The following is a 1,222-nucleotide window of genomic DNA, read 5'->3' as shown; positions in this document are numbered from 1 at the left end:
TGTAGCCTTACCCCTTTTAGGACATCGCTAAATTCATAAAATTATCATTAATGTCGTCTGTTTCGGGGAAGAATTCTTCCCCGAAACGGTTCTTGTATTCCCTTGGTGGCATATCGCCGATGGATGAATGGGGATGCTTTGTATTGTAATCCTCCATCCATTTTTGGGTCAGCGTCCTTACTTGGTGCAGGTCGTTGAACCAATAGGCATCGAGCACATCCTCCCTGTAAAACCTGTTGAGGCGTTCCATATATCCGTTCTGCATGGGCTTGCCGGGCTGGATGAACTGCAGCTCCACCCGTTTGCCCTTGCACCATTGCGATAGGGTCTTGGATATGAACTCCGGACCGTTGTCGCAGCGTATGGTCTTTGGCAGGCCTATTTCTTCCTCCAATTGTGATAAGGTCTCCACGACCCTTATCGCCGGATAGTTAAGCCCCACGTCCATGGCCAGAGCCTCCCGGTTGCAATCGTCCATGACATTGAATACCCTTATCTTCCTTCCATCGGACAGTACATCGGCCATAAAGTCCATGCTCCAGACCTCGTTGATCTCCATCGGGGCTTCCAATGGGTTTTTGGTCCTCGCGGGAAGCCTCTTCTTGTGCTTCCTCCTGAGTTTTAGGTTCATGGACCTGTAGACCCTCAGCACCCGTTTCCTGTTCCAGTTGTGGCCTTCGCGACGCAAGCGCTTGTAATATACCTCGAATCCCCTTGTCGGCAGCTCTTCGGCCAGCCTGGAAAGGGCGTCGATCACCTCGGTGTCGTCCCTTCTGCTATGGTAGTACCACATTGACCGCGCAAGGTCCAGCACCCCGCAGGAACGCGATATGCATACCGAATACGTCTCCTGGAGATATTTGGCGCGCTGCTTCTTGTCGGAAGGCCCTAGAACTTTTTTGACAGTACGTCCTTGAGCATACGGATGTCCAAACTGGCATCGGCGTACATCTGCTTGAGCCTGCGGTTCTCCTCCTCAAGCTCCTTCAAGCGCTTCATATGGGCAACTTCCATGCCCCCGTACTTCTTGCGCCAATAGTAGAAAGTGCTCTTGTCGATCCCCAACTCCCGGGAGATCTCCCCGACGCTCCTACCTTGTTCGTTCTCTTTAAGTGCCCGAATGATCTGGCTCTCGGTAAACTTGCTTTTTTTCATGTGACAGTTAAAATTTAAAGTTAGAAAATTCTAATTTTAAGCTGTCCTATTTTTAGGGAAGGCTACA

General features: G+C 50.6%; 1 protein-coding gene. It reads right to left on the bottom strand.

Going from position 1 to position 1,222, the window contains the following annotated elements; translation table 11 throughout:
• Nucleotides 1–16 precede the first annotated feature (16 nt).
• Nucleotides 17–1,155 (bottom strand): IS3 family transposase gene (locus J0X14_RS19000; RefSeq protein ID WP_242528105.1). Its coding sequence is split into 2 segments (ribosomal slippage): nucleotides 17–894 and nucleotides 894–1,155, totalling 1,140 coding nucleotides; the frame shifts between segments, so codons are not numbered across the junction.
• Nucleotides 1,156–1,222 lie beyond the last annotated feature (67 nt).

Source organism: Allomuricauda sp. CAU 1633 (genome assembly GCF_017313225.1).
In the GTDB taxonomy this organism is placed as follows: Bacteria; Bacteroidota; Bacteroidia; order Flavobacteriales; family Flavobacteriaceae; genus Flagellimonas.
Note: the sequence above shows the minus strand (reverse complement) of the source record. Positions and strands in the feature narration are given on the sequence as shown.